Raw genomic sequence first — 23,469 nt, 5'->3', positions numbered from 1 at the left:
CGGTGGCGATATCTATGGCCAGCGCACGGTGCCGTTCAGTTGGCCCCTCGCCCCACACGGTGATCGATTCGCGCCCCGGATACCGCGCAACAGTAATCCGATGGCGTGAGCAGAAACCCGTCGTTGTCGACCAGTGTCAACTGATCCGACGGGATGACGAAACGGCGAAGGCTGAGCGCACCACCGAGCAACTCCAACACACGACAGTTGGCAGCACCAGTGGCACGCCTGACCGGGGCAGTGAGCCCAGGCCACAGAGGTCCACGTGGCGCTGAGCCTGAATGACCGCGACGTAGACCAGTCGCGTCTCGGCCGGGGTGATCCAGCCCGGCGCCGGCTTCCCGGGCCGTCGCGCTGACCAGAGGCATCAGGGCGGCGATGTCGTCTGCGATTCGTACCGCAGGCCATTCCCAGGCCCTTGGCGGCGTGGACGGTGAAGATGGTGACCTCGGCGCCGGACTTCTCACCCGGCTGCGTCAGGCACACCGCTGAGCATCAGCAGCTGATCTCAGGTCTTGTCTGTACCCGTCGGGCAACGAGGGTGAGGAACAGGATACGGGAAGGACGAACCTGGCTCTCCCCAGATACCTACGCACGCACCCTTGCCTCGGCCCTGTAGAACTCACCCCGCACTGATCAACAGCTTACGAGCAGCGGGTGACGTGACCGCTGCTGCTAGGTCGAAGGGGAGCCAGTTGGGATTCACACGGAGAAGGTGGCTTGAGGACGGGAGGGTCCGTTACACGGCCTACTACCACGATGCTCTGAGGCGGGAGCGCTCCGCAGGCACCTTCGACGATCATGCTGAGGCAGAGCGCGCTTGGCAGGATGCCCAGGCCATGGTCGGCGAAGCCCGCAGCAGCCGGTTTCTTTTGGGGCGGCAACGCTTCGCGCGTTACGTGCTCCAGACCTGGTTGCCGAACCACCAGATCGAGGCTCATACCCGCGAGGCGTATACGGGCATCGTCGAGAAGTACCTCGTGCCTCGGTTCGGCAAGATGCCGGTGAACGAGGTCCGCCCTTCTGATGTGCGGGAGTTCTTCACCGCGCTGAAGGCGAAGGGCGTTTCGGTGCACGCCATCCGCAAGTGCAAGACCGTCTTAGGAGCGATCTTCACCACCGCTCACTCAGATGAGCTCATCACGCTTCACCCTTGCACCGGGGTACGGGCGCCTCTCGCACCGGTGAAGCCCTTGAAGGTGATCACTCCCGAGCAGTTCGACCGCCTCCACCACTCGGTGAAGGATCCCCGATGGCGGTTGATGGTCGAACTGGCCGTCGAGTCCGGGCTCCGGTGGGGCGAAGTCAGCGAACTCAGGGTGCGCGACCTCAGTGTGATGGTGCAGCAGTTGACCGTTGCTCGCGTCGTTGTCGAGGTGAGCCCGCGGTTTCGGGTCAACGGGCAGAGATTTCTGGTCAAGGAGTACCCCAAGAATGGGCGCTACCGCCAGGTGAGGCTTCGGGAAGCAATCACGGTCAGCCTCGCCCAGCACATCGTGCGCCTGGACTTCACGAGCGAGGACTTGCTCTTTGGGATCACTCCGATCAGCGAGGTAACGGCCGGCAGACCGCAACAGGAGATTCCGGACGACCTCGGGATGACGGATGCGAATCCTGCGGGGTGCAGCTACCGGCATGGGACCACGACCGGCTACACCCTGGGCCGGTGTCGTTGCGAGGCTTGCCGGCTGGCCATGAGCAGGTACCGGGCTGGGCGCCGTGCCATGGGCAAGGACAGGCCACCGACCGCGCGGCACGTCGGTATCGGCGGCCACGTTCCTCATCGATGGTTTCTGGGCAAGGTGTGGCATCCGGCGTTGGAGGCGGCGAACCTTGGCAGACGCGTGGTTTTCCATCACCTTCGTCATGCGCATGGCAGTTGGATCCTCGCTGGTGGTGCCACTGTGCAGGATGTCCGTGAGCGGCTCGGGCATCGGAGTCTGCGGGCCACTGAGCGGTACCTGCATTCACTGCCGGATGGTGAGGACAATGCGCTTGATGCCTTGGCCCGAACCCGGGAAGGCTCGAAGCAGACGGCGGGAATGGTTGCTGCGACGTGCTCCTGTGCTCCTGGAGAGTCAAATCGTGACGCTGGCCGGCCCTTCCAGGCGTAGCCGAGACGGGGAGGGTTCCTCCGTTCCAGCCGAGGCTCGCCGTGCTCTGCGGGGAGGAACCCTCCCCGCCCCGGCTCTTCCGGAGGCCCGGCCAGCGTAACGATTTGATCTACCCGGAGAAGGTGCTGATATCCAGCTCATATCGGCCGGGGCGCTCTCGGGCGCGCTGACGGTCAGCTGACGGTCAGAAAGAAGGAAAGACCCGCCGACGCGATGTCGGCGGGTCTTTGACCTGCGTGTTTCTGGTGGACGATACTGGGATTGAACCAGTGACCCCTACCGTGTCAAAGTAGTGGTCTTACCTACTCTGACCTGCGGAAACACTCTTTCTGCAGCAAGGTCGCGTGCGGTTGGCGCGTGTCACACCGTATCACCCCTTGTTTTTGCGTGTTGTCGCCCCCTTGTTTTCGCGTCCCCGTGCGGGACGGGTCGCCTGGAGAGCCGCGAGTGTAGTGATATAAATCACGTTCCGCTCCGCTTGTGTGTCGGGTCATTGCCGCTCACGTGGATCGCCGCGGTCTAGCGACTGCGTACGACCTGACCCTGCGTGGACTCGAGTCACTCGACCATGCCTTGGGCGTCAAAACCTCACCCGTCAACTCCCGGCTAGAGCGGGGAGATGCTGTGCGTTCAGCAGCCACCCTCGTTTTGTCGATGAAGCCGATCCGTAGTCACCTCATGTCCTCGGGCCGCCGTGCTGCAGCCGTTGAACGAGCGGCATTGTCGAGCTCAATCTATTCTGCCTGTATTGGAGGGCCATTATGGAAGCCGACGATCCGGAGCGAATTGCAAGCGGCAAACATTACAACTTCATCGTCGATGGGCCTGCAAAGCTGCTAATGTCCGTGCCTGCGCTATTAGGCTACGTTCCACTTGAATCGCTTGTAGTTATCGGACTCAAGCCTGCCGTCGAAAGCGGTCGCCCGGAGATTGATCTCATAGCGCACCTCGACCTGACGGTCATCCGAGGGACGCACTCCACTGAGGTGGCCTCAACAGTAGCTGTCCAGATGCAGCACTCCGGTGTCCGTACCGCAGTCGTCGTCATCGTGGGTGGCTCCGGTAGCCGTGACCGACTCCCGTATGAGGCAGAGAGAGAAGATATGTCCCGAGCACTGTTGGACCACGGCATCGAGACCGTCGACTCGCTGTGGGCTCAGGCGATCACTGTGGGAGCCCAGTGGTGCAGCTACGAGGACGACGCAATTCACGGCCTGCTTGCAGACTGGCAAAACCAACCGCTCAGTCTTCACACAGCCGTCCTTGGAGACGGAGTACGGTCCTCCCGTGAGGCATTCGGTGATGAACTTCGGCCGATCGACCGAGGCAACTGCGAACGGCGTAGCCGCAAGCTTGCGGCCGCAGACCCGATCGTCACATCCAAGCAGATCGTCAAGGCAGTTCACCGGATCCTGGATGCTGTGCACGACGCCGAATCGGATCGACTTCCTGTCACGGATGAGGACTTCATCAACCTCGCCCTAGCCCTCAACTGTCGGCAAGCTCGCGACGTCGCATTACTGCTGTGTCTGGGCACCCGCCAGCGCACTGCCTCACGTCGCCTGTGGAGACACTTAATTCGAGGCTTGCTTAAGCCCGATGCCGCACCGGCGGCCGCAGTGCTGGCACTCGCGCACTGCCTCGACTTCAACACCAATGCCGCCTACGCAGCAGTAAAGCACGCGCAAGCAGGCAAACCAAAATCACTTCTGGTGGGGATCCTCAAAAAGACGCTCGATAACCCCGCTGCTTTGAAGGTAATCGGGAAAGTACTCCGCGAAAGGGCCGACGAGGTGCTGAAGAGTGCATACTGCACGCCCGACTACGGGCTCGAAGTCAAACTCGAGCACACGCCGGACGGCGACCTTGAACTACGACGGCACCCGATCTGACGAGCCGTCAATGAGCGCAGCTGCGGGCACGCCACCGCCCGTATGCGCACCAACCGCCGCGCCGCCCCAGTAGCCAGCGATGTCGGCCGGACAGCTGCTCTCACGCCTGTCCTGGCCCGCGGCCCACACGGCCGCCCACCACACACCGCACTCCTCTCTGACGTCAGCTCACGCCGCCGTCACCACCGGCAGCGGCCGGCGAACAAAGCACACGTACAACACGGACGTCCTCCACAGGGGCATAAAGCACTCCAACGATCTCCCTGTGCTCCTCCCTTCCCCTGGAGTCCTCATGCTTCAGCCTCCACCTCCCACACCGCCCAAGCCGGATCCGGCCCACGAATGCGCGCACGAGGTCCCCAGCCTGGAACTCAGCTTCCTGAACGACGCGATGCGATCAGCGCCCACAGACGACGCACCTAGCGATCAGGACGCCGTTCACGGACTTCTGATCCCTTACACAGACGGTGATCCGATCCGTCCCGTGGTGCTGCAAAACGACGGTCCCGGCACACTGCTTGACGGCCTCAGGCCCCACTTGGGAGAACCAGTCACCGCAGCGACCTGCCTGGCCACCGTGGACTTCGTGTGTAACGACGATGGCCATTACCTGGACGAGCCAACGACGTTTTGCAACATTCGCGCCACCCTCCTGCGAATCTGCCTCTGGCGGTCCACTGTCACAGGGCAGATCGCTGCAAGCGACAACGACGTCGCACTAGCCCGCGACCTGCTCACCGCCGAACTGTCCGACCTCATGCTGTGCGGCCCCGTAGTCGTCCTCGGAGTTGTCCCGGAAACCGGCGCCTGGTGCTCAATCTCCGACGACCTCATCGACCGTCTCAAAGCGGCATTCGTGTCAGCCATCCCAATGTTGAGACGTTGGCGCAACACCGGGCACTTCGCCGTCACGCCAGACGACCTCGAATGGCAGCCGTAAAGAGGTAGAGGATCGCGCCATCCTCTCCGTCCTGCTGGGCCTACCGGCCAACGCCGGACCGCGGCGCGCACTCAGAGCTCAACCCTGGTTAGAACACGCCGCTCGGTGTGGTCCCACTGTCGGTGACTGCCACCGCATCCGCGAACTCCTGGTCGAGCAGACAGTGCCCAAGGCCCATCCCGCCCGGACCGCTCACTCAGCCTGGCCGCGCTTCGCCTGGCTGGTGCGGATCAACTGATCCACCTCGCGAGCGCGTCAGCCCCACTAGTCGAACCCACCTTCATGAGACACGTGACCGGAGCATCGAAACGATGAGTTCTGACTCCTTGGAAGAGCCTCCCGACTGCGAACCGGACCTGCAAGCCGAGTTCATCAGCGCAACGCACCACGACACCAGCCTGACCGCGGCCCTGAGCGCTGACACGACATCGCAGGGCCAACACATGGTGCTCACGATCTACGAGCCGTGCCTGATTTCCCATGTCACCATCCCCCCGGCGGCGCAGGACCGGCTCGTCGAGTGCATCACCGCACTGCGGCAGAAAACGTTAACGGCCCTGCTGGCTGACGGCACCGAGCCAGGTGCTGCACTGGCGAGGCTCGCGACCTCCCTGCGGAAGCGATTTGATGCACTGCACAGGGATGTGGAAGAGCTGAGCCAAGCTCTGGCCTCCTTGTACGACAACGAACTGCGGGTCGCTCCCTCTGCTCTGCAAGAGGCACATGCACTGTGCTCGACGGTGCTGGGGGAGGCCCCTCTACTGCCTGAACTGTCCGCTTCAGACGAAGCAGTCGGGCGGGTCGACGCATTGGTCAAAGCGTTGGAGATCAAGGCCAGCGCCATGGCTGAGATCCTCTGGGACCTTCTGTGGCGCCGCGCTGACGATCTGCTCCGCAGCATCGAGTGTTGTTCATCCGAGGGCTACACGGGTCCGCTGCTGCGCCTTGTTGACGAGAACACCGCCTGCCTGATCATCACCGCCTACCACTGCCTACAGACACTGCCGCGATTCGTTGCGGCGGAACCGGTATCGGAGTACCTGCAGCTGGTCGAGACTGCCATGCACGCCCCGGCAGGACATGTTCCACCCAGCATCCGAACCCGGCGGACCGACATGGGCGAGGCGACCCGGCGGCCTGCTGACCTGGCGCCCAATCCGTGCCAGAACAACGAGGCCGACCGCCCCAACGAGACTTTCACGATGGGCTGCGCAGAGATGGTGCACGCGATGACGAGGAAGCTGGTCAGTCAGACTGAGCCATACACCATGCAGTTCCCAGGCGACCTCACCTTCGCCTTCCCACCAGCAGTGATGCGCGGCATCGTCGTCGCCCTGGCCACCGCCGCCGGGTTCATCGGCTGGGCAGACATCTCGGACGAGACCCGCACCCACGCGCTGAGAGCGCTCGTCCAAGTCACCGAGAAGGTGGCGACCTACCCCCACCGGTCGACCTGTGCAGACCTCGCGGGGCTGTTCGCAGCACTGAGCACCGCCTCGAGCCACCTGGGCTGGCAGGACTACACCGAGACCGTCAGCGACCAGGCGGTGGACTTGTTCTCGGCCATTGCCACCACCCTGGGCATCGAGGGCATCTGATCATCAACCGGTGAACGGTGTGGCCGGTAGTGCTCGCCGGACGACCGCACGGGTGCCGCCCCGAGGACACGTGCGGCGTCGAGTACGCCTCCAGCGCTGCTGCCAACCACCACGCGGCTGCCATCGCCCCCTTCGCTCGCCCACCACAGAGCGCGGGAAGGCGCAGCGACAACGCCGATGCCGGAGCCGAGCACAGTAGCGCCGTCCCACCTCAGCACCGGCCAGGACAACCTCAGCGCTCATACACCCCTAGCTCCGGCCCGGCCGCAGTCCAAGCCCAGTCCACGTAACGATCACCGGACCCAACTCGTGCTGGCGCCAAGGCCAACGAGCATGCCCTGGGGTCGTGCGGCGACCAACCTCGGAGTCGTTCTCCCGCGTCGTGACCGGCACTCCCCAGGGGCAAGACGCCGGTACCGCTCGGTCAGCCCGCACAGCAGGGCCACGAAAGCACGCTCGGACGGGCCGGTCCAGGCCGCAGACGCTGCGATCGGCGGCTACCAGCCACGGCCTGGACCGGCCCGCCCGAGAGTGCCCGGTCGCCCTGGCCTGTCCAGGCCGACCGAACGGAGACACACCCATGCCGTCCTCCTCCGACTCTCGTCGAAGTGACCGATCTCGCGCCGCCGAACTGCAGCAAGCGGCTGACAAGACCAAGGAGGCACTGCCTGCGATGAGGAAGCAGGCCGGAGCCAACCACGAAGCGCTGAACGCGATCGAGGAACTGCTGGACATCGTCGCCGATCGTGACGACCAGTAGACGCCAAGCGCAGTTGCTCCTTGCCGACTGAACCGGCCCGCTGCGGTGGTGGACGCATTGTCCGCCCCGCCGCCGCGGCGGGCCTCCTTACCTGAGCACAACCCATCCTCAACCAAGCGAAGGAGTCCCGTTGCCCATCATGGCACCCCCTCGTGCACCGCTGGATCCCCGGCGAACAGACCCGTGGACTCGTCTGGGAACCGACGTTCGCCATGCCCGCTCCGCCCAGGAAGCCCTGGAGATGGCAGGACTTGCCAACTGGAACATCCGGCCGCTGCCGATGTTCTCCTTCCAGCGCAGCAACGATCAGGTTCTCAACCTACGCAATCCCGAACACGTCATGTTGGTCCGCGACAACCACGCCGGCGAGCCGCAGTACCTGTCCACCGTCGGCCGCAAGTACGGGATCTTGCAGAACGAGGACCAGGCCGCAGTGCTCGACGTTCTCCTCAGCGAGACAGGTGCCTCAAGCCTGACCGCGGCCGGCAGTTTCGACCAGGGGCGGCGGACCTTCGTGACCATGCGACTGCCCGAGCAGGTCAACGTCGGTGGAGTCGACCTCATCGACCAGTATCTCGTCGCCTCCTCCTCCCACGACGGCACCGCCAAGTTCCGCATGATGATCACCCCGGTTCGGGTCGTGTGCTGCAACCAGCTCGGGGTCGCGTTGGCACGCCAGACCGCCGAGGTCAGCATCCGGCACAACACACACGCCGCAGTCGACCCCATCGAGATCCAAAGCCAGCTCCGAATCCTGCGGGGTCACGCCACGTCCTTCCACCGTCAAGCCGAGCGGTTGCTGGACGCCACGCTTACCGACACCCAGTTCCGCGACCTCATTGCGGCGGTCTGGCCGGACAACAACGACGGAATCTCCCCACGCGCCAAGCAAAACCTGGAGAAGCGCAACAGCGGTCTGACCCTGTTGTGGAGCACGGCCCGCACCCAGCAGAACATCCGCAACACCGGCTGGGCCGCCTTCAACGTGATCGCTGAGTACCTCGACCACCTTGCTCCAGCACGATCGGCCATCGACCGCGCCTACCGCACTCTCACCAGCACCAGCATCAGCCGCAAGAAGCAGCTGGCCTACGACCTGCTCACCCATCGAGCTAGCTGAGGCGCTGCAGGCGAACCCACCCCGCAACTACACATCGGAGAGGACGCACCGTGACGCCCGCTGCGACGTGGACTGTCTCCATCGCCGGCCGCAGGGTATCCACCACCCAGATCGTCGCCGACATCCCGGAGCCTCCCGCCCCCAGTCCCGATCCCTGGAGCACCGTGCTGCCCGCCGCCCACTGGTGGCAGCAGACCGCCGAAGCGAGTCGCCTCACCCGGGCCATCGCGGCGGATGGACTTGAAACACCTGGGAAGCCGGTCTATATCAAGACCTTTGACATCCACGACGATCGCTACGGACCCATCAACCAACTGGCAGCCGCAGCCTCGATACTGGTCGTGAGCCGCGTCATCGCCCCGATCGACTCCACAGTCCTGCTCGGAGCCGTGTCAGACGACGGCCGGATCTGCCCCGCTCCCGGCGTGCTTCTGGCTCTGCTGGCCGCCCAAACCCAGGGAATCCGTCACGCCATCGTGCCCTCCAGCATGCTCGCCCAAACAGGACATGCCAAGCACATCAACGTGATCGGCGCGGCCTCCCTCAACCACCTCGTCCGCTACCTCAACGGGGATGCCACCGCAGTCCAGTCCGCTCCGCCACGGCGCGCACCGGCCCTGGACCACCCAGGCCACTACCAGCCATCCCCGCCGCGATTCAACTGCGACGAGCAGACATGGCGACTTCTCGCCGCAGCCGCAGCTGGCGGTCACCACGTCCTCGCCACCACCGACCTCCTCGCGTCCACCCCGGGGCAGTGCGCCGCCGCGATCGCCGCCCTTGCACCTGCCCTTACTACCAACGAAGCGCTGCAAGTCGCCGCCATCAGATCCCTCACCCCGAAGCCACCGACCTCCCGGCTCGACCGCCAGCGGCCCTATGTGTCGATTCACCAGGCACACAACGTCGACGACCTCATCGGCGCCGACGGCCAGGCGGGACTAGTCCACACCGCACACTCAGGCTTGCTCCACATGCCCAATGTCGGCTACTGGTCACGATACTTCTGGCGCAAGGTCCATTCCATCGTGCAGGAAGCCCAGGAACGGCCTTCGGGCAAAGGCCACTTACTTCCTCCGCCACAAGTCCAACTGCTGCTCTCCGGCCTCGGCGGAGCACAGGAACTCCGCCACGTGCCCCGCGACATCCTCAGCCTCGTGAGCATCCGCATCAACCTCGACCACTCCCACGCCGTGGAGGGGACCGCGTCACCTGAAACCTGGGCGCGATGGCGCGCCACCGTCAGCCAGGCCCGCGAGCGCGCAGACCGTCGCTGGCCCGGAACCCAGGAGCGCAGAATGGCTAAGTGGCCGGACAGAGCCCTCCGCTCCTTCACCGCCGTCGCCTCAGTTCTCAACGAGCACGTGCGCCCGGAGCATCTGGACAATCACCAGGACTTGGCGCAGCACTTGCACGCCAACCACACCGACATCAGCAAGTGCCACGACGTCGGTCCTGAGACCGCCCTCCGCGCCTACAAACTGGGCTGGACATTGTCCGACATCGACGGAACCGATCAGCCGACACCCGACCACTACCGCGAGGCCGTCGCTCTGCTGGCCACCGAGACTCCCCAACGCTAAACCCACACGTCGATCATCAACGTCACGCACAGTCTTGAGCTTCGCCGGCCTCCGTGACCTCGCACCGGATCCACCTGTCGTTCCGGCGGTGCAACGCCAAGTGCCTGACTACTTCAGAGGATGCGTCGACCTGTACTGGTCCCTAGCCGGCCTACCTGTCCTGTAGCGCGTGACCCCGCAACGTGCGCCGACGTCACGCGCTGGCCGCGGCCCTCTCGCCTCTAGCTCGTAACCCGCACCAGAAGAACACTGCAACCCAAAGGATCGCCATGAACGTCAACAACTATGCCAACGGACCATTCAGCGGAATCCAGACTGGGGAGGTCCACGGCGGCGTCCACTTAGGACATCCAGCCGCACGCAGGGCCTCTCTGGCCACCGACGTCGAGAAGGCGGCCTCGTGCGGTGATGCGGAACTCCTGCTCAACGAGATCTTCGTAGCGGTGACGGACAAGCTTCGTCAGGCTGAGTCTGACTCGAACGCAACCCTGCTGCACAGCCAGGATCTGACCGACATCCTGGGCTTGTTCCAGAGGTAGTCCACCGCACAACCGGAGCGTCGATCCCAGGGTGTCCGCGAACATCCTCACCCAGGCAACGAAACTAGTCCTTTGTAGACACTCGCGACCACCACATCCGACTCGCCACATCCTGTCATGCCGGTCAGGTCGCACACCCCGGTATCCGCAGGAACGTGAACTCGCGGTTTGCCAGGGCCAGAGCCCTCAGCCCAGAGGCAGGATCCGCACCCTTGCAAGGAGTCGTCATGTCCAGAATGGCCACAAGCGCGCTCGCGGCCGTGATCACGATGATCATCAGCCTCGTAGCGTTGGCCAGTTGCACCGACACAGCAGGCGCTCGTGACTCCGTCAGCGTTGAAGACATCAAGTTCCTCGACCACGTCAGTCGTGGATTTGCTGACACCGAGCCCACTTCGCACGTCATCGAGACCGGCCACGAGGTGTGCTGGACCCAAAAAAGGGGACAGAGCATCCTCAATGCCTGGACGCGGGCGCGCCGAGACTATTCCACGAATCACGCCAGCGTGATCGTCGTGGCAGCGGTGAGGTTCTACTGTCCCCAGTTCCAGTCCGCTTTGGACACTGATCCCATCGGCTGACCTCCGCGAGCGGACGCGCGGTAGCCGGCCATCTCATGCAGCCCATGCGCGGAACCAACCACTGGGCAAGCGGCAGACGGCACCACCTCCAGCATCCCGCCGACCGGACAACGTCACTATCCGGCGATCCTCCAGGACCCGTGGCGTTGTCCGTTTCGTTCGTCCGCACCGGTATCCCTATACGAAAGGAACATTCATGCCCCCGAAGAAGCGCGAGACGACAGCCCCGCCGCCGGACTCCGGCACCCGCTGGGAGATCGGTCGCACCTACGACGTCGACCCGGCCGACCTCGTCCTGGTCAAGAACATTCGAACCGACGACAAGCCTCTCGACATCAGCGATGTGCCCACCACGCTCGTCGACAGCGTCGGAGAGTTCGGCGTGCTTACAGCGATCGAGGTGTTCGTCCTCCCCGATGGCAAACTCGGCATCTTCGAGGGTCACCAGCGCCAGGCCGCCGCGATCCACCACGGTCTGCCGACCGTCAAGGTGCTGATCTGCGAACGCGACCCGTCTGACACACAGGGAACCATCGTCGGGCAGGTGAACGTCAACTGCGCGAGAAGCGACTACTCCGACGGTGCGAAGCTGCGTGCTGTCGAACAACTGCTGGACCTCGGCATGCCCGAGGAGTCGCTGCGAAAGGCGGTGCCACTGCCCGAGAAGACCGTCACCGCAGCCCTGGCAGCCAGGCGTTCCACCGCGGCCGCCCAGTTGGTCCTGGACGGCCACCTCGACATGTTCCAGGGCCAGGCATTCGCGAACTACGACGACAATCCGGTGGTCTCCACCCTGCTCGAGAAGACCATCACCGAGGATCCCTCCGGCCTCGACCACGTCCTGGCCAACGTCGAGGACAACTCCGCCATGTACGACAAGGCCGGCACCCTGGTGGCGGCGGCCCTGAATGAGGGCATCAAGGTCGTCTACGACCTTGACCCGGCAACCGACAAGCCGATCCGTCATCTCAGCCCAGAACCGAAGTCGCGCGCAAGCTTTGAGGAAACCTCTGGCCCACATCGGAACTGCCCCGGTCACGCGGTTCTACTTGTCATGGGCACCTTCGGCACCCGACTGGAGGAGATCTGCCTCAAGTGGCGTGACCACGGCCACCACGAGGTTATCGACACTCCGATGAGCGGTGCTCAGGGCCCGAGGTCGGAGGAACAGAAGGCCAAGGCGGCGCTGGCACGCAAGGCCAACCCGCTGTGGAAGTCCGCACAGAAGGTCCGCCAGGACAAGTACCTCCCCGAACTCTTCGCAAGGAATCGTCTGCCCCTGCTGACGCTCCGCCGACGGCTCATGACACTCGCGGCCGACCACCCGATCAAGTACCCGGAGCTGTACAGCAGCAGCTACGGCGTGGATGCCTTGGCCGCAAAGTTTCTGGCTATCCCCGACGCCAAAGCCCCTGGTGCCATGAAGAAACACATCAACAAGGCGGGACACGAGGAGCTCACCCGCGTCGAGGTGGCCCGCTTCGCCGCCGCAGCCGAGCTCGGGTTGAACGAGCGGTCCTGGCGCGACCCCACCCAGCTGCAGAAGATCTACTTCCGCATCCTGGAAGACCTCAATGTGCCGCTGCAGCCCGTCGAGCGCATGGTCAACGATCCCAGTGCCAAGGACGACCTCGACAGGAGCCCACTCGCCGCGGTCTTGGGCAACTCCGATTCCGCCGAGCACGACGAGGTACCGGACGTCGGTGACCTCCCCGGCGAGGAACTCATCGCGATGGTCGAGAGCCAGGACGATCCCACTGGACTCACCGAAGCTCCCTCGGCCGACGGCGACGCCGCTGCTGTTGCGGACGCCGCTGCCTGACTCGGCCAGTCCCTGACCCCGCCGAGTCCCTCTCCGCCGCTGCAGAATGAACGGCCACGCGGCCTGCACCTCCGGGCTCGAACGCCGCGGCTCTGCTCGGACACAGCGGGTTGTCTGGCGCCAGCTCGTCATGGCACGCCGCCACCTCAGCGCGCAAGTGGCCGTTCTGCAACGCAGTCCGCCTGCCGTGGCGGAGAGGGCCTCAGGGTGCTCAACCGCAGGACATCCCCCAGCAATGATCCAACTTCCGCCTCCTCGTGGGAAGGCCGCTGTGCAACGCTGCCTCAAACCCGCCATGGAAACCTGCAACCACGCCGTGCACACCGTGGTTATTGACCAACCCACAAAAACCGCCTGGATCTACTGTCCGGACGGCAACCTGGTGGTCTCCTACGGCTCCGGGATAACACGCAGCAATGTAGCTGCATGCCTCATACGTCACGGCTGGATCCTCGATCCAGCCGAATCATGGGAAGTGACATCTCCACCTGACGGTCACCAACACCGCGTGATCGCAGCCCCGCCTACAGTCCTGCCGGCCCAGACCAGCCCCGACCTACCAGGGCATCCAGGCTTCCCTGATCCGCCACCTCCTTGCAACTCCTGAAGGTCATCCTTGTTTCTGCGTGAATTTCAGAACAATACTGCGGAGGGAACGTATCATCTGATTCAGTACTTCCAGTTCCGCAACCGCTCGCTTCAAATATCGGTGAAACGCGAACCTCACATTATCCGCTCGCTTGCCGTGGCCAGGCTGCTCACTCTGTGCGGGCACTGGACTGAACTTGTCCAGGTTCCCGCTATTCAGTGGCACGATCGTGCGTCGGGGTGGGGAGACAGTTTCTCTGTCGAAGACCAGGAGAAACCCCTATTTGAACTCAGAAAAGTAGCTCAAGAGCTCCTCGATGCTGCCTGCCGGATCATTGATCCTGTCGCCGGACCTACATCTGACTGCCATTGTGAACACCAGAGCGTGTCGCCCGTTCAGATAAGTGGCGAACTCGCTTCCCAAGAAGCAGGGGAGGGCTCCCGTCGTCACCGCTGAATTGTCCAGGTCATTTTCTTGGAGATACCTATCCGGGCAACGCGAAAACTTGCGGCAGGCCGCAATGGCGGCCGCTCGCCGCGGCTTCAGCGTGTTCCCCTTGAAGCCGGGCACGAAGGTGCCACAGTTTGCGAAATGGCAAGAGAATGCTACCGCCGACACCACTCAAATCCATCGATGGTGGGATAATCGCCCCTACAACATCGGCATCGCCACCGGGCGCCCCGTGCTCGGCACCAGCGGAGACCTGGTTGTGCTGGACCTGGATGACCCAACGCGCCACGGCCGCTACAGGCCAAACTCAGGAGCCAGACATGGCCTAGACACCCTCAGGCTACTCGCTGTCAATCGCGCGGACCCCACCCGCACATTCTGGGTTGACACCCCCGGCGGCGTCCACCTCTATTTGCGCCTCGACTGCGGGCGCGTGCTCTCGAACTCCACGAGCAAATTGGGGCCCTCGATCGACCTGCGCGGCCGTGGCGGCTACGTCGTCGCGGCAGGCTCTCTACTTCCCACGGGCGAGTACCGAGGCCCTGTTGGCACAGAGGAACTACTGCTTCTGCCGGAATGGATATACGACCGTCTCAAGCCGTCTCCACCTATCCGGCGGGAAAATGCGCACCGGAAGCCCATTCGTAGACCGTCTGCTTACCTGCAAGCTGTCATCTCCGGAGAGGTCACCGCGCTATTGAATGCTCGCCCAGGCGCACGGCGAATAACCCTGCTGAAGTCCGCTCGAGCGATGGCTCGCAGGTCGGAAATCTCTGACCAGACAATCTGGGATGCGCTTGACGAAGCCGTATCCTTGATCAACCAACGGGATCGTGAACCGCTGACAGGTGATGAGACGTTCGCCGCCATCCGTGACGGTATCAAGTACGGGCGCCGGGCACTGGCCCCCATTGTGCGACGCAACCAATCAAGGCAACCCCGAACCTGACAGCTAGATCATGACGCGTCAGCCGGCGAACCAGTATTGCTCTCACTGGAGCCGGCGGCCACGTTGCTCAATATCCGCAGCCCTTGCTGGTCGTGAAGTCAGGGGGTCGGAACTTTCTTGAGGCTCCCTGACTTCACCCACTAAACGCACAGGCAACCAGCCTTACCATATATTGGCAAAACTTGCCGCAGCGGCTACTCCGTCGTCCATTCCTCTGCTCAGCGCAGACGTAGACATCACACGAAAACCGCGCCGACAGTACTACGGCCGCTCGATCTCCGGACGAGTCGAAGGCCTATCCTCAGCGGCGCGATCACCTCAGACCGCGAAGGAAGCTGGCCGCGATTGGTTTGCCCAAACCAACGCCACAACCTCCGACCGGCTGCGCGCCACACAGCAACGTCTGCTCGATTGATCATCAGCTGGAGAGGCCAGGAGGTGATCTCGGCCAGCAGAGCTGACGTCGTCTCCCGGATTAGGCCTGATGCACCGTCGAAGCCTCGGGAATCGGTTCCTCATAGCAACACCAGAGGCATATCCACTGGCCGCCCTCCACGAGGATGGCGTTCATGCACTGGCGGCAGGTCGGAATCTTGTGCGCTCCCCACAGCCACACCCTTCCAGACTCTGTTGAGTGCGATGCCATGGCGATCACTCTACCGCCGGGACTCCAGCGGGAATCCTCATCGGATCCAGACAGGGGAAGGCCGGCTGCTCACGGACACAGCCCTGTCGGTGGCGAGCTCGTGAACACCCGGCGCGACGAACCTCTCCGCTGCGGCTCGTTGCCTGACGTCCGGTCCGGCCGAAGTGACGAGGATCCTCCAGACCAGAGTGGGTCCCACACTCACCGGATGCTACCCGCCTGGTGCGGGATGAGGCCCGCGCCGCGAGCAGCCGCTGGAGCCAGACGAACCTGGACAGCTGGGGCCACGATCAACCGACAAACACTGTGGTGCTCAAGGGCTGTGTCGCCTGGCTGATGAATGAGTGCCTGAACTTGATCTTGCTCCGAAGGTCCGGGCCGCAGCAGGTTCACGAGCTTACGCGCTGTGCGCCCTGGCTGTAGTGGTGAAGCGCCGAGGTGCTTCGCAGCTGTTGGGAGGGTGCAAGGTTTGCCGGGCTGCATTCGTGGCGTCGAAGTGGGATCTGGCTTTGTGCTGCTGCCGTGCCGGATGCACAGGCCCGCGCGGCGGCGAGCCGATGCGGCCCGCGAGCACCCTTCCCTGTCAAGGCGCGCCAGGACCAGCCCATGCTGCGGTCGCCGACCTAGCGCGCCTTGACAGGGGAGGGCGCCCGAGGGCTGCGCAGGCCCGTCCACGCGGCCCTGCTCCCCATCCAGCACGGCACCAGCCCTGCAGGAGGAGCTAGGGACACGCTCGGTGCGAGCCACAGGAGCGGTCATGCCTGTTCTAGTCGCGGTTGTCGTTCTCCTGGGAGTCTTGATCCTTTTGTGCGCCGCTTTGTCTTGCCGTCTGGCTGAAGAGCAGCGAGCAGTATCGGCACTTCGGCATCAGCTTCATCACGCCGAGCATGACGAACTCACCGGGCTACCGGGCAGGAGACTCTGGCTCAGGCAGGCTGTGGCGCAGCTGCCGACGATGGCCGATCCGGTGCTGGTGATTGCGGACCTGAACCGGCTGAAGTGGATCAACGATCGCTATGGCTACCAGGCCGGAGACGATCTCATCAGTGCGTTCGCCCAGGCGGCGACCATCACCTTTGCCCACGAGTTCGGCACCCCGGCGTGGGGGCGCCTGGGCGGCGATGAGTTCATCGCTCTGATCAATGTGCCCTCGGCGCAGCACATGCGGGTTCGGCGCGCGGTCGCACAGTTCGAGGTCGAGTTCACCAACCGAGTGCCCGGCATCGACGGTGTCCGTGTCGCCAGCGCCGCTTTCGGAGTGGCCCACACCGATTCGGCCAGCCATCTCCTCGAGGGGCAGCGCCCTCGGCAAGGCCTGAGGTGCCTGATGTTCACAGCCAACTCCGCCTTGCATGAGGCGAAAGAACTGTGCCGCTCGGGAGAGCAGACCGCCGCTGTGTTCACAGAACATCGGCTTAGACCACATCTCATTTGAGGTTGGTGTGGATCATCAGGTCCAGCTTGACGGCTCGGCGATAGCAGATCACCGCGCAGGCGAGCCGGAGGAATGCCGTGAAGTGGGCGGCCTTGCGCTCGTAGCGGCGTGCCAGCCGACGGAACCGCGAAACCCACTCCAGGGTGCATTCCACGACGTAACGATGGCGCCCCAGCCGGGTGGCCGACTCGATGCCCCTGCGGGCGATCCGGGTGAGGACATCCCGCTTGCGCAGCAGTTTCCGGCAGGCCGGGTGGTCATAGCCCTTGTCCGCGTGCAGCGTGCGAGGCGGGCGACGGGGCCACCCGGCAGGTCCCTTGACCGGCGCGACGGCATCGACCAGAGCCTCCAGTTCCAGGTGGTCGTTGCGGTCGGCCGCGGAGATAGAATAGAGGAGCACGAGATGGCGCACCCGTTGGTAGTTCACTGCAAGCGTTCACGTTACGACGTCTACATTGGCCGACCGTCGAAGTGGGGCAACCCATTCGTGATCGGTCGTGACGGCACTCGCGAGCACGTGATCGAACGCTACGAGCAGTGGCTGCTTGACCAGCCGCAGCTGATCGCCGCGCTCGGTGAACTCGCCGGCAAGACGCTCGGATGCTGGTGTGCCCCACACGCTTGCCATGGCGACGTGCTTGCGCGACTGGCAACGAGGAGCGCGCCGAGGGACGACCCGAGGGGGCAGGCTCCGGCAGACAGCGGATTCGGTGCCGAGCCGCCGTTCTGATCCTGCCAGTCAGCTCAAGATGGGCCTGGACGTGATCGTCCAGGCCCATCCGTGTTCAGCACCGGCCAGCCGCAACCCGCCGGTGGATGAAACCGCCGGGAGCCACCTACGCCTTCGCGCCCCCAGGCCGAACACCCGACTGGCCCTTGACATGTGAACTCCATTCTGGAGTCCGGAACCTGGACGCTCCTTCATGGAGGGTTCAGGTTTTCCAATGCGGCCAGGTGGGCTGCAGCAGCGTTGAGCCTGCAGCGGCCCAGCGCAGACGGCGGCCCCTCCGTACGTCGGCTGGCCATGCCAGCTCTCACTATGACCACTGTGGACAGTCCCAGCCAGAACCTGGCGGACAGAGGCGACTGTCCCGCCCCGCGGTGGCGGTCTCCGACAGCTTTCTGGGCCGGTCTCTCAGCGCGATTCCACCGCACCACCACTCCGACACCTACGCCACGCCACACGCCGTGACGCCCCATGCCCGCGGCGACACTTACGGAGAAGGAGAACCGCACATGGCTAACGAAACTGTCATCACGATCATCGGCAATCTGACGGCCGATCCGGAACTGCGCTTCACCCAGTCCGGCATCCCTGTGGCCAGCTTCACCATCGCCTCCAACCCCCGCACCTTCGACCGCCAGACCGGCGAGTGGAAGGACGGCGAGGCACTGTTCATGCGGTGCAGCATCTGGCGAGCCGCCGCGGAGAACGTCGCCTCCTCCTTGAAGAGTGGTATGCGCGTGGTCGCCCAGGGAAAGCTGCGCCAGCGCACCTTCGACGCGAAGGAAGGCGGAAAGCGCACCGTCATCGAGCTGGAGGTCGAGGAGATCGGCCCCTCGCTGCGCTACGCCTCGGCAACGGTGACGCGCAACAGCGCCGACAACCCCCCTGGCGCACCGGTCAACACCCCGGCGGCACCGGCCGAACAGAATCCGTGGGACATGCCCCCGGTCGCGGCCGACCCATGGGAGGTGCCCATGGCCAGCCCTGCCCGGCCCGCACTCGCCTCAGTGGGGGCAGGGGCGGTCGAGCCTCCCTTCTGAACGCGGCGGCGTGTGCTGGGGTGTGAACTCCCTCAGCACAGCATGGCGGCGAGGGTGGGGTGGACCGACGACTACGCGTCGAGTCCACCCCACCCTCGCCGCCATGCTTCTCCCACGCTCGTCCACACCCCAGCACACGCCGCCGCGTCCGGCTCTGTGCGACGAGCTAGGGAGTTTCACGATGCTGGTTCACCACGGTGATCGACTCGACCTGGTTGACGGACTCACCGGGCCGCTGGCTCCACTGGATCTTTTCGCTGAGGCACCGTTCAACTGGCAAGGCCAGCGGTATCTCTCCGTGGGTGCCGCGGTCGCCGCGTCCCGATTCAGCAACCCTCGCCTTCGGGCCGCGCTGGCAGAGGAGCCGGATCCGGCCATCGCCTGGGCCAAGGGCAAGCACCTCGCCGACTGGGTCCTCAGCGCAACCTCTGAATCGGTTGTCCAGGAACGGATCGCCGATACTGGCTTGGACATCAACTGGGCAACGGCGGGGCAGCACCTGGCCATGCGCGCGATCCTGCGCACGAAGCTGACAGATCAGCGGTTGCGGGAACTTCTGCGAACCACCGGTAACGCCCTCCTGATCGCCAGCGGCGAGCACCACCAGATGCTGTGGGGATGCTGCCGATGCTCCGGACACGCCAGCACACCAGGACGAAACCTCTTCGGATCTCAGCTTATGGGGCTACGTGCCGAGCTTGGCGGCCGCGAGGACCAGTCGTGGCAGCGCGCAACCTGCATCGGCCCCCGGCCCGGCCGCATCACCTCCCCGGACCGCGCATGGGTACTCACCGAACTCCAGCGCATCACTGACAAGCTGCGTACCCACCACGGGTTGCGCGTGGCCATCACCAGCGGCATCCCAGGCTGCGATCTGTGGTGGGCGGAGATAGCCCAGTCCCAGGGCATCGCACTGTGGCTCTACTCCGCCTACCCGCAGAAGGCCCAAACCTGGGACGCCCAGGACCGGCAGCTGTATCACGCCACGGTGCAGTCCGCTGCCTACACACGTGTGCTCAACCCGGTCTACAGCCCCGAGGCTGTGCAAGCCCACTGCCGATGGCTCCTGCGAGACAGCTCCGTCCTGATCGCCGTGCTCGACTCCGCCACACCATCCAAGAACACCGCAACGATCGTCTCGGCTGCCCGGCACAAGCGGCCGATTGTCCTCGTGGACCCGAAAACGCGGACCACCCGCCTGCTCAAGGCATCCGCGCAGTAGCGGACTAGCCGACCGAGCACAGCCGCGGAACCTATCTGCCACGTGCGCGGTAGCGCACTCGTCGGCTCTACCGCTGAGTCCTCGGAACAGCCGGGCCGCCAGCCTCCCGGTAGCGGCCCGGCACCACACCGAAGCTGCGGCTGTGCCCGCACCACATCGCCCAGCGATGTGCACCTCATCCCACCGGTATCAGTGACAGGAGTGCAGATGGACGACCTCTTGCCGGACTATCACGAAATCCACGATGCAGTCCACAGCAACGGCGACCTCAGACGCGACCAGCTGTACCACTTGCTCTATCGCACCTACCCGGCGCGACTGGTCCAGGTCACCCAGCACGCTCTCGCCATCAGCGACCAGGCCGCCGAGATCGAAGTCCAGCACATCTACTCCGGCGATCCCGCGCAGCGCTACAAGGTGGCAGCCATCGTCGGCCGCGACGGTGACATCGTGCCCTTCGGCACCGCCAGCGAGGAAGCTGACCCAGCGGCAGTGGAGAAGCTGCGCGAGTCTGTCAACGCCCTCCACGTCGGTGGCCTCATCACGGACGTCGCTACCCTCGGATGGATTCCCAGGGGTGGCGGTCGCTTCCGCATCGAACTGCTCACCCCGCTGGGGTTACAGGCCGTGGAACTGTTCATCGAGCAACTGCGAGCTGCTGTCGGCGCAGTGCACGAGCTTGACACGAAATGCAGCGATGCCTGCGAGCGCGACTCTGCGGTGCATTACGCCCGTTGCCTGGCCTGGTTCGGCCTGAGCCTGCGGTGCTACCCGGCCGAGCGCCAGCATGGTCCCTGCGCTGAGCCTGTCGCAGCGCATGTGCCGTTCATCGACATCGCCGATCACACGTGGCCGGCTGCCCAGCCCGAGGACTGTTCGGCATCACCAGACGACGTGACGCCCCAGGCGGCAGGCGCCGTGTGGGTCTGCAACGGCTGCGGTCTCGACCGCACCTGACCACCCGAATGGCAGGCGGTTCTCCCGGACGCCACCCGCCGCCTGCCCGAGGGCCCCGGCCGCCTCCCTTCTCGGCCGGGGCCCTCCCTCCTCTCCGTGATCCACCGTCCACGGCCGCGGCCGCGCCACCAGGAGTCGACCATCACCTCACCCGCTGATCCGCCAGCACCCCGCGGCGAAGCGTTCCGCTGCAGCGACTACCTGATTCCCTCCGACTGCTCCAGCCCCGCCTGCCCGGCCGCGTGGTGCCTGCAGTGCGGTGCCGGCTGCGACCTGCCACACAGCCCGAGTGGCCGGTGCGCCTCGACGAATCCGCCCCGCACCGCCGCCTCCACGCCGCAGCCCTAGCCACGCCGAACACCAGGCGGGCAAAGGCAGCCCCACGTCCCGGTTCCCCCCGGGAGAACACCAGTGCCTGCGACCACTGGTGTCCACCAGTCCGCCCACTCCTCCAAGGAGGTGATCCATGCCCAGCAGCACGATGACGCTCCGCAACAGCAGCGACTGGCAGAAGAGCGGGCACTAACCAGTGCCTCGGGTGGGCCACCGACGTTCCCGAGAGTCGGCCACACCACATGGTGAGCGCTACCTGCGCTCCTGCATAAGGAAGGCCCGCCAGATGTCCGCGACACCTGGCGGGCCTTCTGCTTGGCCCTCACGCGAGCGTGTTGGTACGGACCAAGCCCTGTCATACAGACACCACCTTAGTCCCCTGCGCCCCCGCGAGCCACCGCAGGCCACGGCGATATCTCGCCGACCCATTCCCCGTTCAGCAGCCTCACACCCAGTTCTGAGGAGACACCCATGCTTGTGATCAACAGTGACGGCGTCGTCGAGCCGGAGATCGAGACCGTGCCGGAGGACAGGCACTTCCTGGTGGCGGCCACTCTCGACCAGGTGACGACAGCACTCGGTGCTCCCGACAGGCACGCCGAGCCCAACAGCGTCGCCACCTGGACCATCCAGACCAGCAGCGGTCGAGCCCTCCTCATCGACCACAACGCCTGCCTCACCGTCAACGAGGTGAACGAGGCCAACGAGCGGCTGGTCCAGGAGGCGTTGACGTTCAACCTGTACGCGGCGTCGGAGGCAGTCACGCCGTGGGTGATCACTGCTATCCACGGAAACTGCCGCCAGCTGGCCACGTGCCTTCCCGGCTACGCCCCCCTCGAGAAGTTCGTCAACAGTCTGACCGGATACGCCCACTACCTGTTCTGGCAAACCGCCATCGCGACGCGCTACTGGCTGAACTTCTCGGAAGCCACCAGTGACGAAGACGAGGCGACTGCCCTCACCCGGATCGCGGTGCTCTACGACCTCGCAAGCCGCACCGCCCAGCGTGCCGGACTGCACGCACAGAGCCGCATGGACTCCCAGGAGTACCTCGCCCGGGAACGGGAAGCGCGGCCCACGCTTCCTCGCTTTGCCTCCGAGACGCAGATTGACCGTTACTGCCGTCAGCTGACCGCATGGTGGGGGAGCCCCAGCCATCTGCACCTGCCTGTCACCGATGAGGGAGCGTTGCGCCACATCCTTCGCGCCGGAGCAGCAGCAGATCGGCTCATCCCTCAGCTGTACAAGCAGGGTGCGGCTTTCGAGGAAGTCGTCACCGATCACGTGTCGACCCTGCTGGGTTTCGTCGACTGCCTCTGCCAGTGAACTCGCTGCGCACACCGGACCACCACCGCGCTCGCCCCAGAAAACAGCTACACCAACCATGAGGTGAGTTGACCGGTGGTGCGAGTGCGTTGCTGTGCACAGCGAACCAGGGCGCGGGGCAGGCGGAGAGCCTGACGGCCCCCCGCCGGCCCCGCGCCCTGGTGGACAGTCCCCATCCACGCACCCGGACCCGACCGACATCGGGAGCCATCGCCGGTGCATCAACTCCGTACGAGGAGTGCCGATGATCGATCAGCTCACCATCGCCGCCGTGGACAACACCGCCGACGCCACCGCCTACCTGAGGTGGCTCAGCGGAGCACCCAGCCCCGGCTGGCGCGAACTGGTTCCTGCCACCGTCTGGGCCAACCGCCTCGACGACACCCACTGCGAGGTCATGGCCTATATCCGCGAACTCGACGAGGCAGCGCTCATCTACAACGTGCTCCGCCACGAGGAACTAGCCGACCCCACGGGAGTCCTCGCCCGAACTCGCACTCTCCACGCAGCTTGCTGGAGCGCATCGGCAGAGCTGCTCGCCAACCGGGACGACACGCGCATCGGCATCACGCCTGGCCACCCCGTGACGCTGCGCCGCAACGCGCTCGGTGAGGACGGCTGCCGCGGCCTGCTCACCGAGTCCTGGACTTTGCTCGGCCTGCCGCCGGAGCAGCGCGACGCCGCCGCCGAAGCCGCGGCGACCATCAGGACCGACTGAGCGCCCACCACCGCGGACTGTCCGCCAGCAGCGATATCGGTCCTTCACGGTGCCGTGCGGGCACCGCTCACGAGCTTCTCCGGGGACGGTGCGCAGGGGTACTTCCCAGCCAGAGGGCGAACCGGTGG

At 64.8% G+C, this 23,469-nt stretch carries 19 protein-coding genes; 18 read left to right on the top strand and 1 reads right to left on the bottom strand.

What is annotated here, in order from left to right; translation table 11 throughout:
• Nucleotides 1-839: 839 nt before the first annotated feature.
• From M8C13_RS07560 to M8C13_RS07505, 12 genes are all read left to right on the top strand, one after another.
• On the top strand, nucleotides 840-2,114 hold the full coding sequence (locus tag M8C13_RS07560; RefSeq protein WP_252479759.1) for a tyrosine-type recombinase/integrase: 1,275 nt from the start codon (nucleotides 840-842) through the stop codon (nucleotides 2,112-2,114).
• Nucleotides 2,115-2,875: 761 nt separating this feature from the next.
• Nucleotides 2,876-4,006 carry a DUF4192 domain-containing protein gene (locus M8C13_RS07555; protein ID WP_252479758.1) on the top strand — a complete coding sequence of 377 codons (1,131 nt, stop codon included), beginning with the start codon at nucleotides 2,876-2,878 and terminating at the stop codon, nucleotides 4,004-4,006.
• Nucleotides 4,007-4,298: 292 nt separating this feature from the next.
• Nucleotides 4,299-4,946 carry a hypothetical protein gene (locus M8C13_RS07550; RefSeq protein WP_252479757.1) on the top strand — a complete coding sequence of 216 codons (648 nt, stop codon included), beginning with the start codon at nucleotides 4,299-4,301 and terminating at the stop codon, nucleotides 4,944-4,946.
• Nucleotides 4,947-5,257: 311 nt separating this feature from the next.
• On the top strand, nucleotides 5,258-6,544 hold the full coding sequence (locus M8C13_RS07545) for a hypothetical protein (RefSeq protein ID WP_252479756.1): 1,287 nt from the start codon (nucleotides 5,258-5,260) through the stop codon (nucleotides 6,542-6,544).
• A 580-nt stretch (nucleotides 6,545-7,124) separates the two neighbouring features.
• Nucleotides 7,125-7,304 (top strand): hypothetical protein, encoded by a 180-nt coding sequence (locus tag M8C13_RS07540; protein ID WP_252479755.1) that lies wholly within the window; start codon nucleotides 7,125-7,127, stop codon nucleotides 7,302-7,304.
• A 139-nt stretch (nucleotides 7,305-7,443) separates the two neighbouring features.
• A complete protein-coding gene (locus M8C13_RS07535; protein WP_252479783.1) occupies nucleotides 7,444-8,424 on the top strand; it encodes a DUF932 domain-containing protein in 981 nt (326 codons plus the stop codon).
• A gap of 50 nt (nucleotides 8,425-8,474) precedes the next feature.
• Nucleotides 8,475-10,007, top strand: coding sequence for an ATP-binding protein (locus M8C13_RS07530; protein ID WP_252479754.1), 1,533 nt, complete (start codon nucleotides 8,475-8,477; stop codon nucleotides 10,005-10,007).
• A gap of 269 nt (nucleotides 10,008-10,276) precedes the next feature.
• Nucleotides 10,277-10,546, top strand: a complete 270-nt coding sequence (locus M8C13_RS07525) for a hypothetical protein (protein WP_252479753.1) — start codon at nucleotides 10,277-10,279, stop codon at nucleotides 10,544-10,546.
• Between the two features lie 227 nt (nucleotides 10,547-10,773).
• Nucleotides 10,774-11,127 carry a DUF732 domain-containing protein gene (locus M8C13_RS07520; protein ID WP_252479752.1) on the top strand — a complete coding sequence of 118 codons (354 nt, stop codon included), beginning with the start codon at nucleotides 10,774-10,776 and terminating at the stop codon, nucleotides 11,125-11,127.
• Between the two features lie 196 nt (nucleotides 11,128-11,323).
• Entirely contained in the window at nucleotides 11,324-12,949 is a 1,626-nt protein-coding gene (locus tag M8C13_RS07515) for a hypothetical protein (protein WP_252479751.1), read from the top strand.
• A 1,109-nt stretch (nucleotides 12,950-14,058) separates the two neighbouring features.
• Nucleotides 14,059-14,937, top strand: coding sequence for a bifunctional DNA primase/polymerase (locus M8C13_RS07510; RefSeq protein WP_252479750.1), 879 nt, complete (start codon nucleotides 14,059-14,061; stop codon nucleotides 14,935-14,937).
• A gap of 1,403 nt (nucleotides 14,938-16,340) precedes the next feature.
• Nucleotides 16,341-17,018 carry a diguanylate cyclase domain-containing protein gene (locus M8C13_RS07505; RefSeq protein ID WP_252479749.1) on the top strand — a complete coding sequence of 226 codons (678 nt, stop codon included), beginning with the start codon at nucleotides 16,341-16,343 and terminating at the stop codon, nucleotides 17,016-17,018.
• On the opposite strand, the gene M8C13_RS07500 is transcribed toward M8C13_RS07505, so the two are convergent.
• Nucleotides 17,011-17,430, bottom strand: coding sequence for a transposase (locus M8C13_RS07500; RefSeq protein ID WP_374213037.1), 420 nt, complete (start codon nucleotides 17,428-17,430; stop codon nucleotides 17,011-17,013). The genes M8C13_RS07505 and M8C13_RS07500 overlap by 8 nt on opposite strands.
• On the opposite strand from M8C13_RS07500, the gene M8C13_RS07495 reads away from it, so the two are divergent.
• From M8C13_RS07495 to M8C13_RS07470, 6 genes are all read left to right on the top strand, one after another.
• Entirely contained in the window at nucleotides 17,422-17,748 is a 327-nt protein-coding gene (locus M8C13_RS07495) for a DUF4326 domain-containing protein (protein ID WP_252479748.1), read from the top strand. The two genes, M8C13_RS07500 and M8C13_RS07495, sit on opposite strands and share 9 nt — an antisense overlap.
• Before the next feature lie 506 nt (nucleotides 17,749-18,254).
• Entirely contained in the window at nucleotides 18,255-18,785 is a 531-nt protein-coding gene (locus M8C13_RS07490; protein ID WP_252479747.1) for a single-stranded DNA-binding protein, read from the top strand.
• A 181-nt stretch (nucleotides 18,786-18,966) separates the two neighbouring features.
• Nucleotides 18,967-20,007 (top strand): SLOG family protein, encoded by a 1,041-nt coding sequence (locus M8C13_RS07485; protein WP_252479746.1) that lies wholly within the window; start codon nucleotides 18,967-18,969, stop codon nucleotides 20,005-20,007.
• Between the two features lie 207 nt (nucleotides 20,008-20,214).
• A complete protein-coding gene (locus M8C13_RS07480) occupies nucleotides 20,215-20,964 on the top strand; it encodes a hypothetical protein (RefSeq protein ID WP_252479745.1) in 750 nt (249 codons plus the stop codon).
• Nucleotides 20,965-21,768: 804 nt separating this feature from the next.
• A complete protein-coding gene (locus tag M8C13_RS07475; RefSeq protein ID WP_252479744.1) occupies nucleotides 21,769-22,623 on the top strand; it encodes a hypothetical protein in 855 nt (284 codons plus the stop codon).
• Between the two features lie 244 nt (nucleotides 22,624-22,867).
• On the top strand, nucleotides 22,868-23,341 hold the full coding sequence (locus tag M8C13_RS07470) for a hypothetical protein (protein ID WP_252479743.1): 474 nt from the start codon (nucleotides 22,868-22,870) through the stop codon (nucleotides 23,339-23,341).
• Nucleotides 23,342-23,469 lie beyond the last annotated feature (128 nt).

It is taken from the genome of Crossiella sp. SN42 (genome assembly GCF_023897065.1).
In the GTDB taxonomy this organism is placed as follows: domain Bacteria; phylum Actinomycetota; class Actinomycetes; order Mycobacteriales; family Pseudonocardiaceae; genus Crossiella.
The sequence above is the reverse complement of the archived record's forward strand: the minus strand, read 5'-3'. Positions and strand labels throughout refer to the sequence as shown.